The organism is Nocardioides xinjiangensis (assembly GCF_017916385.1).
GTDB lineage: Bacteria > Actinomycetota > Actinomycetes > Propionibacteriales > Nocardioidaceae > Nocardioides > Nocardioides xinjiangensis.
In genome coordinates, this window is sequence record NZ_JAFMSW010000001.1 from 241,319 (window position 1) to 256,950 (window position 15,632).

Annotated in this window: 16 protein-coding genes; 1 reads left to right on the forward strand and 15 read right to left on the reverse strand. The window is 72.8% G+C overall.

Annotated features, from left to right (window positions below):
* Positions 1–35: 35 nt before the first annotated feature.
* Entirely contained in the window at positions 36–515 is a 480-nt protein-coding gene (locus J3P32_RS01175) for a PGPGW domain-containing protein (protein WP_210437955.1), read from the reverse strand.
* A 206-nt stretch (positions 516–721) separates the two neighbouring features.
* On the opposite strand from J3P32_RS01175, the gene J3P32_RS01180 reads away from it, so the two are divergent.
* Positions 722–1,171 carry an SsgA family sporulation/cell division regulator gene (locus J3P32_RS01180; protein WP_210437957.1) on the forward strand — a complete coding sequence of 150 codons (450 nt, stop codon included), beginning with the start codon at positions 722–724 and terminating at the stop codon, positions 1,169–1,171.
* 21 nt (positions 1,172–1,192) lie between these two features.
* Here J3P32_RS01180 and J3P32_RS01185 read toward each other — a convergent pair whose 3' ends face one another.
* The 14 genes from J3P32_RS01185 to hisD form a co-directional block, all read right to left on the reverse strand.
* Positions 1,193–3,007, reverse strand: a complete 1,815-nt coding sequence (locus tag J3P32_RS01185) for an ABC transporter ATP-binding protein (protein WP_210437959.1) — start codon at positions 3,005–3,007, stop codon at positions 1,193–1,195.
* Positions 3,004–4,809 (reverse strand): ABC transporter ATP-binding protein, encoded by a 1,806-nt coding sequence (locus J3P32_RS01190; protein ID WP_210437961.1) that lies wholly within the window; start codon positions 4,807–4,809, stop codon positions 3,004–3,006. Before J3P32_RS01190 ends, J3P32_RS01185 begins: the two co-directional genes overlap by 4 nt.
* 163 nt (positions 4,810–4,972) lie before the next feature.
* On the reverse strand, positions 4,973–5,722 hold the full coding sequence (locus tag J3P32_RS01195) for an amino acid ABC transporter ATP-binding protein (RefSeq protein WP_210437962.1): 750 nt from the start codon (positions 5,720–5,722) through the stop codon (positions 4,973–4,975).
* Positions 5,719–6,591 (reverse strand): amino acid ABC transporter permease, encoded by an 873-nt coding sequence (locus tag J3P32_RS01200; protein ID WP_210437964.1) that lies wholly within the window; start codon positions 6,589–6,591, stop codon positions 5,719–5,721. The genes J3P32_RS01195 and J3P32_RS01200 overlap by 4 nt, the downstream gene beginning before the upstream one ends.
* The gene (locus J3P32_RS01205) at positions 6,591–7,493 is read right to left on the reverse strand and encodes an ABC transporter substrate-binding protein (protein WP_210437966.1); all 903 of its coding nucleotides are present in this window, start codon (positions 7,491–7,493) and stop codon (positions 6,591–6,593) included. The genes J3P32_RS01200 and J3P32_RS01205 overlap by 1 nt, the downstream gene beginning before the upstream one ends.
* A 9-nt stretch (positions 7,494–7,502) precedes the next feature.
* Positions 7,503–8,294, reverse strand: coding sequence for an imidazole glycerol phosphate synthase subunit HisF (gene hisF, locus J3P32_RS01210; RefSeq protein ID WP_210437968.1), 792 nt, complete (start codon positions 8,292–8,294; stop codon positions 7,503–7,505).
* The gene (gene priA / locus J3P32_RS01215) at positions 8,291–9,058 is read right to left on the reverse strand and encodes a bifunctional 1-(5-phosphoribosyl)-5-((5-phosphoribosylamino)methylideneamino)imidazole-4-carboxamide isomerase/phosphoribosylanthranilate isomerase PriA (protein WP_210437970.1); all 768 of its coding nucleotides are present in this window, start codon (positions 9,056–9,058) and stop codon (positions 8,291–8,293) included. The genes hisF and priA overlap by 4 nt, the downstream gene beginning before the upstream one ends.
* 61 nt (positions 9,059–9,119) lie before the next feature.
* Complete coding sequence (locus J3P32_RS01220) at positions 9,120–9,545, reverse strand: hypothetical protein (RefSeq protein WP_210437972.1); 426 nt, start codon at positions 9,543–9,545, stop codon at positions 9,120–9,122.
* 64 nt (positions 9,546–9,609) lie between these two features.
* Entirely contained in the window at positions 9,610–11,046 is a 1,437-nt protein-coding gene (locus tag J3P32_RS01225; RefSeq protein WP_210437974.1) for an HNH endonuclease signature motif containing protein, read from the reverse strand.
* A 139-nt stretch (positions 11,047–11,185) separates the two neighbouring features.
* Positions 11,186–11,818 carry a hemerythrin domain-containing protein gene (locus J3P32_RS01230; RefSeq protein ID WP_210437975.1) on the reverse strand — a complete coding sequence of 211 codons (633 nt, stop codon included), beginning with the start codon at positions 11,816–11,818 and terminating at the stop codon, positions 11,186–11,188.
* Between the two features lie 44 nt (positions 11,819–11,862).
* Positions 11,863–12,519, reverse strand: coding sequence for an imidazole glycerol phosphate synthase subunit HisH (gene hisH, locus J3P32_RS01235; protein ID WP_210437982.1), 657 nt, complete (start codon positions 12,517–12,519; stop codon positions 11,863–11,865).
* Positions 12,516–13,124 carry an imidazoleglycerol-phosphate dehydratase HisB gene (hisB, locus tag J3P32_RS01240; RefSeq protein ID WP_210437988.1) on the reverse strand — a complete coding sequence of 203 codons (609 nt, stop codon included), beginning with the start codon at positions 13,122–13,124 and terminating at the stop codon, positions 12,516–12,518. Before hisB ends, hisH begins: the two co-directional genes overlap by 4 nt.
* Positions 13,121–14,284, reverse strand: a complete 1,164-nt coding sequence (locus J3P32_RS01245; protein WP_210437989.1) for a histidinol-phosphate transaminase — start codon at positions 14,282–14,284, stop codon at positions 13,121–13,123. The genes hisB and J3P32_RS01245 overlap by 4 nt, the downstream gene beginning before the upstream one ends.
* A complete protein-coding gene (gene hisD / locus J3P32_RS01250) occupies positions 14,281–15,594 on the reverse strand; it encodes a histidinol dehydrogenase (RefSeq protein WP_210440573.1) in 1,314 nt (437 codons plus the stop codon). Before hisD ends, J3P32_RS01245 begins: the two co-directional genes overlap by 4 nt.
* Between the last annotated feature and the right edge of the window lie 38 nt (positions 15,595–15,632).

The window sequence follows — 15,632 nt, forward strand, 5'->3', positions numbered from 1 at the left end:
CGGCCGGGACCGGCAATCGGGTCCTGATGGACCGGTCAGCCGCGCTGGCGGTCGGAGTCGCCGATGTCGCGACTGAGCGCCTCGACGGCCTCGGGGTTGCCATGGAAGCGGCGGTAGCTGTAGACGATCAGCGCCAGCGCGATGACGGCCGAGGCGATCTGGGTGACGCCGGTCCACACGCCACCGGGCAGCCACCACGCGTCGGAGAGCGGCCACCAGCCCGGTGCGGGCGGCTTGATGATCCAGTAGACGCCGCAGACGGCGAGCACCACGGCGCCGACGCAGGAGGCGATGATGCGCGGCCAGGTCTCGACGCCTTCGGCCGCGCCGCGCAGCGCCCGCAGCCGCACCGGCTCGACGCGACGCTCGGCCCAGTCGTACTGCTGGGAGAGCAGGGCGAGCCCGGCGAAGATGCCGAGCAGGCCGGGCCCGGGCAGGAAGATGGCCGCCACGCCGAGCAGCAGCAGCGTCCATCCCAGGACCTCGAGACCGATGCGCTTGGCTGCCCCCGTCATGTGGAGAACCTATCGGTCCCCACCAGAGGTCATCGAGGACCGATGTGCGGCGGTTACCGTCAAGTTCGTCATGAGTCACCATCAAGATCCGGTCTGGACCGGATCGAGTCCATTTTCGCCGTTTCGCATCACGGCGGCCTCCGGATGCCGTCTCATGAGCATCGCAACTCCGGGACCTGCGTCCCGGCGACCCCTAGGAGCCCTCGATGAAGGAGCCCTCGATGAACCTGTCCGGTAGCGGGCGCACCCTGGCCGACGTGGCACTGGACATCACCGTCGAGTGCATGGACGACCGCGGCATCCGCCACGAGATCGACACCGTGCTCAGCTACGCCGGCTCGGACCCCTTCGCCGTGGCGATGACCTTCGTGACCTCCGACGGCGACCTCGTGTGGACCTTCGGGCGCGATCTGCTCATGCGGGGCACCGAGGCCCCGGCCGGCGACGGCGACGTGCACGTGGCCCCGGCGATCGGCGTCAGCGGCCGCGCCATGGTCAGCATCGAGCTCAGCTCCCCCGACGGACACCTCGTGCTCCTCGCCCGCTCGTCGGACGTCGACCACTTCATCGCGCGCACCGTCGCGGTGGTCGCCCCCGGCGCCGAGTCGGAGGCGTTCGACGCCGACCTGCTGATCAGCCAGCTGCTCTCGTCCTGACGCAGGTCCGGGCCCGGCTCGTCAGGCGCGGGAGTGCTGGGCCACCCAGCTGGCGTGCAGCCCGGCGTAGACGCTGCCCTCCTGCGTGACCAGCTCGCGGTGCGGTCCGCGCTGCACCACGCGGCCCTTGTCGACGACGATCACCTCGTCGGCGCTCTCGGCCGTCGACAGCCGGTGGGCGATCGTCACCGAGGTCCGCGACTGCATGAGCCGCTCGAGCGCGCGGCCGATCTGCATCTCCAGCGCGGGGTCCACCGCACTCGTGGCCTCGTCGAGGACCAGCAGGTCGGGGTCGGCGAGGTGCGCGCGCAGGAGCGCGACCAGCTGCCGCTCCCCCGCCGACAGCGACTCACCGCGCTGGCCCACCTCGGTGTGCAGGCCGCGCGGCAGGCCGGCCAGCCAGTCGTCGATGCCGAGCTCCGCAGCCGAGGCGCGGATCTCGTCCTCGGTGGCCTCGAGCCGGCCGTAGCGCACGTTGGCGGCGATCGTGTCGTCGAACAGGAAGCCCTCCTGCGGCACCAGCACGACGCTGCGCCGCAGCGAGCGTGCGTCGATGCGGCGTACGTCGACGCCGTCGAGGAGCACGGCACCCTCGATCGGGTCCATCAGCCGGGTGAGCAGCTTGGCGAAGGTCGACTTGCCCGAACCGGTCTCACCGACGATCGCGACGCGCGTGCCGGCCTCGATCGCGAGGTCGACGTCGCGGAGCACCGGCGGACCTCCGGGGTAGGCGAAGGTGACGTCGACGAACCGGACGTCGATCGGCCCCCGCGGCAGCTGCTCGCCCTCCGGGCCGGGGTCGACGAGGTCGGCGGGCGTCTCCAGGATGCCGAGGACGCGGCGCCAGCTGGCGATCGCGTTCTGGGCGTCGGTGAGGATCTGGGTGCCCATCTGCACGGGACCGACGAACAGGGTGACCAGGAACGCGAAGGCCAGCACGCGCCCGGGCGTCATGTCGCCGGTGAAGCCCAGGAGGACGCCGATGACGATGACGCCGGCGTTGGCCAGGCCGGCGGAGATGCCGCCGAGGGAGAACGAGGTGACGGTGTAGGTCTGCGCGTGCGTGTAGGCGCTCTGCCAGTCGGAGATCGCCGAGTCGATGCGCGCCTGCGTGCGGGCCTCGACCCCGTAGGAGCGGACCACCGCGGCACCGACCACCGGCTCCGAGATCGCCCCCAGCAGCACGCCGACCTGGTGGCGCACGACGGTGTAGGCGGCCGAGAGCTTCTTCTGGAACCAGCGGATCGACAAGAAGAGCGGCGCGAAGCAGAGCCACACCACCAGGGCGAGCTCCCAGCTGTAGACGAGCATGAGGACGGTCGCCACGAGCACCTGCCCCACGCTCACCACGAAGATGAGGCCGCCGAAGACGAGGAACTGGCTGACCTGGTCGACGTCGCTGGTCACGCGGGAGACGAGCGCGCCGCGGCGCTCGGTGTTCTGGGTCAGGAGCGGGAGGTCGTGGACGTGGCGGAAGGCCTTGGTGCGCAGCGTGGCCAGGCCGCGCTCGGAGGTGGCGAAGAGCCGGCTCGTCATGGCGTAGGAGGCCAGTCCGGTCACCACGATCGCCAACGCTGCCAGCACCCCCATCCAGGCGACGTAGTCGAGGCGGGGGCCGCCCGGCGCGCCAAGGCCCTTGTCGAGGGTCTGCTGCACCGCGATCGGCACGACGATCTGGCCGCACGAGGCGATCACGGCGAGGACGAGGGTGACCCCGAAGCCCTCGCGGAGCTCCGGCGAGTACTTCATGCCGAGCCGGAGGGTCGCGATCGCGCCGATGCCCTCGCCGGTCTCCATCCGGGTGCCGCTCGCTGCCGAGGGTGCGGTGGTGCTCATGCGGGGTCCCCTGCCGGGTCGACGTCCGTCTCGTAGGCGTTCACGAGCTGTGCGTAGGCCGGGCTGGTCTCGAGCAGCTCGGCGTGGGTGCCGCGGGCGACGATGCGCCCGCCGTCGAGGTGGACGACCTCGTCGGCCAGCGAGATGGTCGCCTTGCGGTAGGCGACGACCACCAGCGAGGCACCGGAGCCGTCGTCCTCGCGGTCCTCGCGCAGCGAGGCCAGGATCCGCGCCTCCACCTCGGGGTCGACCGCGGAGGTGGCGTCGTCGAGGATCAGCAGCCGTGGCCGGCGCACGAGGGCCCGGGCGAGCGAGAGCCGCTGCCGCTGGCCGCCGGACAGCGACGTGCCGCGCTCCCCCAGCTGGGTGTCGAGGCCCTCGGGCAGGGCGGCGACGAACCCGTCGGCCTGTGCGGTCCGCAGCGCGGCCCAGACCTCGTCGTCGGGCACGTCAGCGCCGAGGGTGACGTTCCCGCGCACCGTGTCGTCGAACAGGAACGCCGTCTGCGGCACCAGCGCGACGGAGCCGGGCAGCTCCCCCTTGCGCAGGCCCTTGAGGTCGTGGCCGTCGATGCGGATCGAGCCGCTGTCGGGGTCGACCAGCCGGGTCATCAGGCTCGTCAGGGTGCTCTTGCCGGACGCGGTCGGCCCCACCAGGGCGACCGTGCGACCGGGCGGGACGTCGAAGTCCACGCCCTGCAGGAGCGGAGTGTCGGCGTCGTAGGAGTAGTGGAGGTCGTCGACCTCGAGCAGGGCGCCCATGCCCTCGTCGGGCAGCCGGGCGTCGCCGTAGGCCATGGAGCCGCGGGCGTCGAGCACGGCCTTGGCGCGGCGGTAGCCCACGACCGAGCGGGGGAACTCGCCCAGCAGCCAGCCGATGGCCCGGATCGGGAAGGAGACGATCGTCAGCAGGTAGGCCACGGTGATGACGTCGCCGGCCTCGGTGGCGCCGCTCGCGACCCGCGAGACGCCGACCGCGAGAACCACGAGGACGCCGAGGCTGGGGAGGCTGGCCAGGGCGGGATCGAAGACGGCACGGTAGCGGCCCGCGCGGATGTTGACGTCGCGCAGCTCCTCCGCCTTGGCCCGGAACCGGTCGGTCTCCTCGACCTCGCGGCCGAGGGTCTTGACGACCATCGCCCCGTCGAAGGACTCGTGGGCGATCTCGCTGACCTCGGCGCGCAGGCCCTGCGCGCGGGTCATCAGGGGCGAGGAGTAGTGCTGGTAGAGCAGGTTGGCGACCACCACCGCCGGGAACACCAGGAGGCCCACGAGGGCCATCACCACGTCGGCGACGAACATCTGGACGACCGCGATGACCATCATCACGATCGTGCCGAGCGCCATCGGCAGCGGCATGATCGGCGCCCAGGCCGCCTCGACGTCGGAGTACGCGTTCGAGAGCAGCTGGCCGGTCGGGTGCCGCTGGTGCCACTCCATCGGCAGGGAGAGGTACTGCCGGGTCACGCCGCGCCTGGTGTGGGACTGCATCCGGTAGTACATGACGCCGCCGCCCAGGCGACGCGCGACGATGCCGACCGCGCGCAGGATGGCCACCGCCATGAAGAGCGCGACGACCCACACGAGCAGGCCGGTGCCGATCTCGCCGGTCTCGAAGGCCGGGATCAGGACGTGCTCGGTCGACCACCCGAGGACCCATGCGTCGGCCACGGTGAGTACCCCGAACAGGACCGCGCCCAGCGTCGCGACGGTGAAGATGCGCGGCTCCCGCCGGATGCCGACCCAGAGGACCCGGAAGCCGTCGAGTGTGGTGGTGCCTCGCAGCTCCGCGTCGTCAGCCACCGGTGTCGCCCGCCTCCTCGTCCCTGTCCCGCCATCGCGCCGTTCGGTTGTCGAGCGCAACCGACCGGCCGCATCAGGCTATTCCCCGGCACCGACAGCCGACGAATCCGAGGGGCGGCCCGGACGTCGCCGTCCCGGACGTGGTGACTCCTCGGCGGCGCGATCAGGATGCGCGGATGCGGGACAGGAACGCGCGGGTGCGCTCCTGCTGCGGGTCGCCGAGCACCTGCTCGGGCCTGCCCCGCTCGTGGATGCGGCCGTCGTGCAGGAAGCACACCTGGTCGGCGACCTCGCGCGCGAAGCCCATCTCGTGGGTGTTGAGCAGCATCGTGACGCCCTCGCCCTTGAGCTCGGTGAGCAGGTCGAGCACCTCGCCGACGAGCTCGGGGTCGAGTGCGCTGGTCACCTCGTCGAGCAGCATCAGCCGCGGGTTCGCCACGAGGGCCCGGGCGATCGCGACGCGCTGCTGCTGGCCGCCCGAGAGGTCGTCGGGGCGCGCCTGGGCCCTGGCCGCGAGCCCGACGCGGTCGAGCATCGCGAGGCCGCGTGCCCGCGCCTCGTCGGCCGCGACGCCGTGCACGAGGCGCAGGGCGAGGGTGACGTTGCCGATGACGTCGAGGTGCGGAAAGAGGTTGTAGGCCTGGAAGACCATCCCCATCCGCGAGCGGACCTCGTCGCCGTCGACGCGGGGATCGGTGATGTCGCGTCCCTCGAAGGTGATGACGCCGTCGTCGACGACCTCGAGCAGGTTCACGCAGCGCAGCAGGGTGGACTTCCCGGACCCCGAGGCGCCGATCAGCACCACGCACTGGCCGGGCTGGACGGTGAGGTCGACCTCGCGCAGCACCACGTGGTCGCCGAACGACTTGCGGACGCCGTCGAGGCGCAGGAGCTCGGGTCGCGGGGTCGTCACAGGTGTCCTCCGGCTCCGTGGTAGCCCTTCTTCCGGGCGTACCGGTCGGTGAGCCGCGCCATCGGGATGGTGAGGCAGCAGAACAGCACGCCCGCGACGACGTACGGCGTGTAGTTGAAGTCGAGCGCCGTCTCGATCTGCGCCTTGCGGATGGCGTCGGTGACGCCGAGGACGGCGATGAGGCCGGAGTCCTTCTGCAGGGAGACCAGGTCGTTCATCAGCGGCGGGATGACCCGACGCCACGCCTGCGGCAGCACCACGTGGCGCAGGGTCTGCCCGTAGGACAGGCCCAGCGACCGCCCGGCGAGCCGCTGGCTGGGGTGCACCGACTCGATGCCGGCGCGGAAGACCTCGGCGACGTAGGCGGAGTAGGACAGCACGAGCGCCGCACCGCCCCAGAACAGTGGCGACGTCGGCAGGCCCTGCAGGCTGAGGGCCGGTCCGCCGAAGCCGAGCAGGAAGATGACGAGCAGCAGCGGCAGCCCGCGGAAGACGTCGACGTACGCCGTGCCGAGCAGCCGCAGCGGGAACGCGACGGGGCCGCGGAGCGTCCGGACCACCGCCACGGTGAGCGAGAGCAGCAGGATCAGCACCCAGCAGACCGCCATGACCCGGATGTTGAGCCACAGCCCTTCCAGGACCTCAGGAAAGGAGGAGACCGCCTTGTCCCAGTCGAAGTAGGTCTCACGGACCCGGTCCCAGCCCGGCGAGCTGACGACGGCGCCGCCGACCACGCCGAGGAGGAGCAGCGTGCTGAGGGCGGCGATGGCCGCGCTGCGCACGGTGCGGCGCCGCCGCCACTCGTCCCGTTCGCGCTGCACCGCCGAGGGTTGCCAGGCGGTGTCCGCCCGGCTCGCCTGGTCGGGCATCAGGACAGCTCGGGAGCGCCCTGCTGGGCCAGCCACTCCTGGCTGATCTGGTCGAGGACGCCGTCCTCGCGCAGCGCGTCGACGGCGGCCGACACGCAACCGGTGAGCGGGCTGTCCTTGGCCAGCACCGCGCCGAACTGCTCGACCTCGCCGTCCGGGAGGGGCAGCTGACCGACGATCACGCCGTCGTCGAGCTGGACGGCGGTCATGAAGTAGGCGGTCGGCAGGTCGACGACGATGCCGTCGATCTGGCCGTTCTTGAGCGCCTGCACCGCCTGGTCGTTGGTGTCGAAGACGGCCGGCTCCTGCGAGGGCTGCACCTGCTCGGTGATCGCGGTGTAGCTCGTCGTGCCGACCTGCGCGCCGAGCTTGGCGTCGGCGAGGTCGGCCAGGCTGGTGGCGCCGTCGATGGCGCTGCCCTTGTTGGTGATGACGGTCTGCACGACGTCGTAGTAGCCGGAGGAGAAGTCGACGGCCTTGCGGCGGGCCTCGGTGATGGAGACCTGGTTGACGTCGAAGTCGAACTCCTTCGGCCCCGGCTGGACGACCTTGTTGAACGGCACCGTGACCCAGGTGACCTGCTCCTCGGTGTAGCCGAGCTGCTCGGCGATGGCGTACGCGACCGCGGACTCGTAGCCCTGGCCGTTGGTCGGGTCGTTGTCGACGAACCACGGCTCGTAGGCCGGGTCGTCGGTGGCGATGGTCAGCGTGCCGTCGGTGACGGTCTCCATCGCGTCGGGGGTGCACTCGTCGGCGGCGGGGCTCCCGGACTCGGACGCACCCGAGGACTCGGGGCCATCGCCCTCGTCGGTGGGGGCGCAGGCCGTGAGGGCGATCGTGGCGGTCGCGAGTGCGGCGGCTGCGAGGTGGCGCTTCGCCGGGCGCCGGGAGGTCGTGAGCATGGCGGGATCCTACGTCTCCGACCGGCCGCCGCGGACCGCGTGACCGGCCGTGGACAGACCGGTCTTGACCTCGCCGATGCTGAGGGTGCCGAAGTGGAATACCGTGGCGGCCAGCACGGCGTCGGCACCGGCCTCCACGGCCGGCGGGAAGTGCTCGACGGCCCCCGCTCCCCCGCTGGCGATCACCGGCACGTGCACCTCGCGGCGCACGGCGCTGATCAGCTCGAGGTCGAAGCCGTCGGTGGTGCCGTCGGCGTCCATCGCGTTCAGCAGGATCTCGCCGGCGCCGAGCTCGGCGGCGCGGACCGCCCACTCGACGGCGTCGAGGCCGGCGCTGCGGCGGCCGCCGTGCGTGGTCACCTCGAAGCCGCTGGGCGTCGCCGGCTGGTCCGCGCGGACGCGCCGGGCGTCGACGCTGAGGACCAGCACCTGGTTGCCGAACCGGTCGGCGATCTCCGCGACGAGCTCGGGGCGCCGGATGGCGGCGGTGTTGACGGCGACCTTGTCGGCGCCGGCGCGCAGCAGCCGGTCGACGTCCTCGACGCTGCCCACCCCGCCACCGACGGTGAGCGGGATGAACACCTCCTCCGCGCAGCGGCTGACCACCTCCATCGTGGTCGCCCGGCCCTCGTGGGAGGCGGAGATGTCGAGGAAGGTCAGCTCGTCGGCGCCCTCGGCGTCGTAGAGCCGGGCCAGCTCCACCGGGTCGCCGGCGTCGCGCAGCTCGGTGAAGTTGACGCCCTTGACCACCCGGCCGCCGTCGACGTCGAGGCACGGGATGACGCGGACCGCGAGCGTCACGAGGCGCCCTCGGCGGTGCCCGTGCCCCGCGTCAGCGCGAGAGCGTCCTCGAGGGTGAAGCGGCCCTCGTAGAGCGCGGTGCCGGCGATCGCGCCCTCCACGCCCTGGTCGACCAGTCCCATGAGGGCGCGGATGTCGTCCAGGGTGGTGACGCCGCCGCTGGCGACCACGGGCCGGTCGGTCGCCGCGCAGACGTCGCGCAGCAGCTGGAGGTTGGGGCCCTGCAGCATGCCGTCCTTGTTGACGTCGGTGACCACGTAGCGCGCGCACCCCTCGCCGTCGAGGCGCGCCAGCGTCTCGTAGAGGTCGCCGCCGTCGCGGGTCCAGCCGCGAGCCGCCAGCGTCGTCCCCCGTACGTCGAGGCCCACCGCCACGCGGTCGCCGTACGTCGCGATCGCGCGGGCGCACCACTCCGGCTGCTCGAGCGCGGCGGTGCCGATGTTGACGCGCCGGCAGCCGGTGGCCATGGCAGCCTCGAGCGACTCGTCGTCGCGGATGCCGCCGCTCATCTCCACCTGGATGTCGAGCGTGCCGACGATCCGCGCCTGCAGCTCCCGGTTGTGCCCGTGCCCGAACGCGGCGTCGAGGTCGACGAGGTGGATCCACTCGGCGCCGGCCTCCTGCCAGCGCAGCGCTGCCTCGATCGGGTCGCCGAACCGCTTCTCCGACCCGTCCACGCCCTGCACCAGCTGGACGGCCTGGCCGCCCTTGATGTCGACGGCGGGCAGGAGCTCGAGGTACGGCTGGTCAGGCGTGCTGGGCATGGGTCGATCCTAGGAGCGCCCGGGGCGCGGCCCGTTCCCGCCGTGGTGTGGCGAGACGCCGTCACCACTGAGGGTCGTCGAACCAGCCGGCCAGGTCGGAGAACGCGCCGGCGCCCAGGGCGGGCGCCAGCATGAACGGCAGGGCGACGACGAGCACGGCGAAGGCGAGCAGCCCCAGCCACGGACGGCCCTTCACACCGTGCGCGACTAGTCCGGCAGCCGCAGCCGGCACCACGAACGGCAGCGCCGCAGGAAGCTGCCGGGCGCACCAGGCGACCGCCCCGGCGTAGAGCGCGACGCCCACCAGACGCACACCGAGTGCGCTGGTCCACGAGCGCGTCCTGCGCTTCGAGTCGTCGCCGGCATGCCGCCGGACGTCCGCGATCGGCAGGTGGCAGCCTCGGCAGGCGGACGCCGAGGCAGGCACGGCCGTCCCGCAGAGCGGGCAGGTCAGGCCGGCGTCGGTCATCGGTCGGACGGAACGCACGGATGCACCGTATGCGCGCACGGGCATCCGCGAGGGCGGAACGGAAGAACACCCGGGGGCGGAGTCACATCGGGGGGTCGGGTGGTTGGGCTGGCTCGGGTGGTCCGGTCGGGCTGGTGCCGGTGTGGTCGCGTCGGTAGTGGTGGCCGTGGGGGCTGGTCCACTCGAAGATGCCGTCCGAGGTCATGCGGTAGTGCCAGGGGGTGTGGGTCTTGAGGCGGTGGTGGGTGCGGCACAGGGCGGCGAGGTTGTGGGTCGCGGTGGGGCCCGGTTGGGGCCGGCCGTCTGCGTCTGCGTCTGCGTCTGCGTCGGCGTGGTGGTCGTAGGCGATGACGTGGTCGATGTCGCAGCTGCGGGCGGGGCGGGTGCACCAGGGGAAGACGCAGGTGCGGTCGCGCAGGATGACCTGCTCACGGATTCGGTCGGGGATGGCGTAGCCGGGCGCGGTGAGGTCGGTGTTGAGGTCGATGACGGGTTTGACGGTGACCTTGGTGCGGGTGTCGGCGCACCAGCTCTTGACCTGGTCGAGCAGCAGCAGCCGCTGGCGCTTCTCGAGCCGGCCGGTGGGCCCGAACAGCGTGTGCGCGCCGGGGGTGGAGGTGGCGTCGAAGTGGGCGTGCAGCACCACCTCCCGGGCGGCGGGCAGACCATCCACGTTCCGGCCCATGTCGCTGCTACCCGGGCCGCGGGTGTGGAGGTCGAGGGCGGTCTGGGTGCGGGCCAGGTCGCCGAGCGCGGCGGCGCGGCGGGCGTCGAGCGACTCGGTCGAGTCGAGTGCGGCGAGGGTGGCGGCGCCGTGGGCCAGGGCGCGGTCGAGGTCGAGGGCGTCGGCGATGTCGAGCTCGGCCTCGAGGCGCATGGTGCCGGCGTAGTGCGCGTCCTCGTCGTGGACGGTGGCGTGGCGTGGGTCGATGGTGGGGTGGCCGTGCTCGGGGTCGGTGGTGGGGTCCGGTGTGGCGAGGTGGTGGCGGGTGATGGCTTCGGTCACGAGCCGGTCGAGCTGTGCGGGTCCGACCTTGCCGGCGACGGCGGCGACCTGGGTGTCGACCCAGCCTGCTGCGTCGACGGTGAGTGCCGGGACGGCGTGGATGGTGGCTTCAGCGACGGCGCGGGCGCGCCATGGCGGGACGGCTCCGGCGTGGACCTGCGCCCACAGCCGTGGCAGGCGGTGCCGCAGCTCGAGGGCGTGCCCGACCAGCCGTTTGGCCGCGGTGGTCGAGACCCCCAGCACGGCGCCGAGCTCGGCGACGCAGAACTCCGCCACCAGCGGGCACCCGTCACCGGCGATGGGCTCCTCGTGCTCGCACGACGGCACGGTGAACGTCGCGGCGGAGTGGATCGACTCCGGCGGGTGCAGGTCGGCCCACCGGGCCGCGAGGTCGAGCTGCCGAGCCGCGGCGGCGTTCTCCGCCACACGCGCCTCACGCGCCGCGGACAGCAAACCAGCGGCGGTGAGGTCATCCACCCCACCTGCGTCCGCGTCAGCCAGCCGCTCGATCATGTGTTCGATTCTAGGTGCCACCACCGACAGCGGCACCGGTCCAGACAACTGTGGAGCCTCGACCCCCTCGTTCGTCTTGGTCGGGCCCGCGACGTACGACGGCGTGGGTCGCCCCCGACCGCCCAACCGCCGAGGGCGACTAGCGCCAGACCGGCGCCACCTCGCGGCGGTAGCGGCGCGCCAGCAGCAGCGTCAGCACCGTCAGCACGGGACCCGGGATCATCGCGCGCAGCGAGGCCCGCTCGCGCTCGCCCGCACCGTCCTGCATCCACGCCAGGGCGTTGGCGGCGTCGACCGGGCTGGCCGGGCGCAGCTTCTTGGTCAGCTCCTTGAACTCCGCGTCGTCGTGCAGCGCGCCCATCGGACCCTCGACGTCACGCTCCTCGTGGTCGAGGTGCCGGTTGATCACCCCGCGGGCGCGGGCCACCTCGTCCGCCGCGGACGAGGCGCCGGCCGCGGTGGGCTCCGCGACGAGGGCGTCGAGGCACACCGACACCGACGACAGCGCCTGCTTCATCGCGACGTGCTCGGCCTCCATCTCCTCGAGCAGGGTGCGCTCGACCCCCCGGGACTGCAGGAACGGCCACACGTGCTCGTCCTCGGCCTCGTGGTGGTGGGTCAGCTCGCGCACGAGGTTGCGCCATGCCGTACGGACCTGGCGGGCGCGTCGCGTGTCACCCTCGGGCAGGGCGCGCAGCGCCTCCTCGGTCCGAACCACGTCGCGGCGGACCGCGGCATGGATGATCTGGTTCATGCTGAGCGGCTCGGTCATCCTCGGACGCTAGCGCCGGGGCCGAGGCCCGGCGACCTCAATTCTCAGGAGATCCGGCCTGCGCCCGGGCGCAGCGACGCCACCCAGTTGCGCAGCAGCGCCGCCCCGGCGTCGCCGGACTTCTCCGGGTGGAACTGCGTCGCCCACAGCGGCCCGTTCTCGACAGCGGCCACGAACCTGTCCCCGCCGTGCTCGGCCCAGGTCACCAGCGGCGCCTCGGTCCGGTCGTTGGTGACGAGGTCCCACGACCGTGCGCCGTAGGAGTGGACGAAGTAGAACCGCTCGTCCTCGACGCCCGCGAACAGTCGGGACCCGGACGGCACCTCGACGGTGTTCCAGCCCATGTGGGGCACCACGTCGGCCTGGAGCCGCTCGACGGTCCCGGGCCACTCGTCGCAGCCGGCGCTCTCGACACCGCGCTCGACGCCGCGCGAGAAGAGGATCTGCATGCCCACGCAGATGCCGAGGACCGGTCGACCGCCCGCGAGGCGCCGCCCGATGATGCGGTCGCCCTTGATCGCGCGCAGGCCGTCCATGCACGCGGCGTACGCGCCCACGCCGGGAACCAGCAGGCCGTCGGCCGCCAGCGCGGCGTCGAAGTCGCCGGTCAGCGTCACCGACGCACCCGCGCGCTCGACGGCGCGGACCACCGACCGGAGGTTCCCCGAGCCGTAGTCGAGGACGACGACGTCGGGGCTCACAGGCTGCCCTTCGTCGACGGGACACCCGTCTCGCGGGGGTCGATGGCGACCGCGTCGCGGAACGCGCGGGCGAACGCCTTGAACTGCGCCTCCACGACGTGGTGCGGGTCGCGCCCGCCCAGCACCCGCACGTGCAGGGCCAGGTGGGCGTGGAAGGAGATCGTCTCGAAGACGTGACGGGTCAGCGAGCCCATGTACGGCGCGCCGGTGCCGCCGATCGCGACGTAGGCCTGGCCGTCGGGCTCGCCGGTGTGCACGCAGTACGGGCGGCCCGAGACGTCGACGACCGCCTGGACGAGCGCCTCGTCGAGCGGCACGGTGGCGTCGCCGAAGCGGCGGATGCCCGCCTTGTCGCCCAGCGCTTCACGCAGCCCCTGGCCGAGGACGATCGCGGTGTCCTCGACGGAGTGGTGCGCGTCGATGTGGGTGTCGCCGGTGGTGTGCACGACCAGGTCGACGAGCGAGTGGCGCGCGAACGCGTCGAGCATGTGGTCGTAGAAACCCACGCCCGTGGACACGTCGGAGCGGCCGCTGCCGTCGAGGTCGACCTCGACGACGACCTGGGACTCCTTGGTGGTGCGCTCGATCTTCGCGGTGCGGCTCATGCCCGCTCCTCCGTCTTCCCGGTTGTCTGCCCAACTGTCTGCCCGGCTGCCTGCCCCACGGTGTCCAGCAGTGCGTGCCTGAATGCTGTCATCTCGCCCGCCGTGCCGATCGACACCCGCAGCCACCCCTCGGGGCCGGTCTCGCGGATCAGCACGCCGCGGTCGACCAGACCCTGCCAGACGGCGTGCCGGTCGGCGAACCGCCCGAACAGCACGAAGTTGGCGTCGGAATCGGCGACCTCGAACCCCTGCCCCCGCAGCCAGGTCACCGTCGCGTCACGCTCGGCGCGGAGGTCGTCGACCCGCCCGAGCAGCTCCGGGGCGTGACGGAGGGCCGCCAGCGCGGTCGCCTGCGTGACGGCGGAGAGGTGGTAGGGCAGCCGCACCACCCGGATCGCGTCGCAGACCGCGGGGTCGGCGGCGAGGTAGCCGACGCGGGCGCCGGCCAGCGCGAACGCCTTGCTCATCGTGCGGGTCACCACGAGGTTGCGGTGCCGCGGCAGCAGCTCGAGGGCGCTCGGGGTGCCGGCGCGCCGGAACTCGCCGTAGGCCTCGTCCACCACCACCAGCCCGCCCGACTCGTAGGAGCTCGCCGCCTCGCACAGCACGGTGACCGCGTCGTGGGGCAGCGCCGTGCCGGTGGGGTTGTTGGGGCTCGGCAGCAGCACGACCGCGGGCCGGCGCTCCTCGACCAGGCGGCGGGCGGCGTCGAGGTCGAGGGAGAAGTCCTCGGCCCGGTGCCCGGCGTACCACTCGGTGAGGCTGTCGCGGGCGTACTCGGGATACATCGAGTACGTCGGCGCGAAGGACAGCGCCACCCGGCCGGGGCCGCCGAAGGCCTGCAGCAGCTGCAGCATGACCTCGTTGGAGCCGTTGGCCGCCCACACCATCTCCGGGGTGATGCCGGACCCGCCCGAGCCGTTGAGGTACGCCGCCAGCGCGGACCGCAGCTCGACGAACTCGCGGTCGGGGTAGCGGTTGAGCGACACCGCGGCCGCGCCGACCGCGCGGGCGATGTCGGCCGCGGCCTCCGGTGAGGGACCGTAGGGGTTCTCGTTGACGTTGAGCTGCACCGGCGCCTGCTCGAGGGAGAGCTGGGGCGCGCCGTAGGGCTCGATCCCCCGCAGCTCCTCGCGCAGGGGTGGGAAGGCCGCGCTCATCGTGGCGACCGCTCCGCGAACCGGGCGCTGACCGCCTGGCCGTGGCCGGGCAGGTCCTCGGCCTCGGCGAGCGTCACGACGTGGTCGGCGACCTCGGCGAGTGCGGCTCGGGAGTAGTCGACGACGTGCACCGACTTGGTGAACGCGCGCACCGAGAGGCCGCTGGAGTGGCAGGCGCAGCCGGCAGTGGGCAGCACGTGATTGGAGCCGGCGCAGTAGTCGCCCAGCGAGACCGGTGCCCACGGACCGACGAAGATCGCGCCGGCGTTGCGGACGCGCGCGGCGTGCGCGGCGGCGTCGCGGGTGTGGATCTCGAGGTGCTCGGCGGCGTAGGCGTCGACCACGGCGACGCCCTGCTCCATGTCGTCGACGAGCACGATCCCGGACTGGCGTCCGCTCAGGGCGGTGCGGATCCGCTCGGTGTGGCGGGTCTCGAAGACCTGCTTCTCCAGCGCGGTCTCGACGGCGTCGGCGAGCTCGAGGGAGTCGGTGACGAGGACCGAGGCGGCCATCGGGTCGTGCTCGGCCTGGCTGATCAGGTCGGCCGCGACGAACGCGGGCTCGGCGCTGTCGTCGGCGAGGATCGCGATCTCGGTGGGGCCGGCCTCGGAGTCGATGCCGACGACGCCGCGCAGCAGCCGCTTGGCGGCGGCGACGTAGATGTTGCCGGGACCGGTGACGAGGTCCACCCGCGCGCAGGGTCCGGCGCCGTGGGCCAACATCGCGATGGCCTGCGCCCCACCGACGGCGTAGACCTCCTCGACGCCGAGGAGCGCGCAGGCGGCGAGGATGGTCGGCTCGGGGAGCCCACCGTTGGTCCGCTGCGGCGGGCTCGCCAGCGCGATGGACCGCACGCCGGCCACCTGGGCCGGGACGACGTTCATCACGACGCTGCTGACCAGGGGCGCCAGCCCGCCGGGGACGTAGAGCCCGACGCGGTCGACGGGCACCTTGCGGTGGGTGACGGTGGCGCCGTCGGCGAGCCGGCTCGTCACGTCGTGCTCGAGCTCGGCCTCGCAGGTGGCACGGAGCCGGCGCACGGACTCCTCGAGCGCCGCGCGGACCGCCGCGTCGAGCCCCTCGAGGGCGGCGGTGAGGGCGGCGGGCGGGACGACGACGTCGTGGCTCTCGACGCCGTCGAAGCGGGCGGAGAGCTCGAGGATCGCCTCCACCCCGCGGGTGCGGACGGCGTCGATGATGGGCTGCACCTGGTGCGTGGCGGCCTCGACGTCGAACTCGGCGCGCGGAACGCTCGCGCGGTAGTCGACGGACGCCGCGTCGGCGCCCCTCAGGTCGATGCGACGGATCAGGGACATGCCTCGATTCTAGGTTCCGCCCCGGCACGCCC